The organism is Mesorhizobium sp. WSM4976 (genome assembly GCF_029625685.1).
GTDB lineage: Bacteria > Pseudomonadota > Alphaproteobacteria > Rhizobiales > Rhizobiaceae > Mesorhizobium.
The window spans coordinates 1-254 of the sequence record NZ_JARTVT010000134.1 but is presented as its reverse complement, the minus strand read 5'-3'; the positions used below and the strand labels follow the sequence as shown (position 1 = coordinate 254).

The window sequence follows — 254 nt, the reverse complement described above, 5'->3', positions numbered from 1 at the left end:
CCATCGGGACTTCTTCCCGGCCAACCTGGTGCCGGGGCCGAAGGGCATGGGGCTGATCGACTTCCAGGAAGCAGCGATCGGCAACCCCGCCTATGACCTCGTCTCACTGGTCGAGGACGCGCGGCGCGACGTGGCGCCCGAGATCCGCGAGGCCTGCATGGCGCGCTATGCCGAGCTGACCGGCCAGGCCGGCGTGGGCGTGCAGGCCGCGATGGCCGTGCTGGGCGCACAGCGGCACCTGCGCGTGGCTGGGC

General features: G+C 72.4%; 1 protein-coding gene. It reads left to right on the top strand.

Translation table 11 applies throughout. The features are described 5' to 3' along the window. On the top strand, positions 1-254 hold a 254-nt coding region (locus P9272_RS36025), incomplete at both ends, for a phosphotransferase (RefSeq protein WP_278164988.1).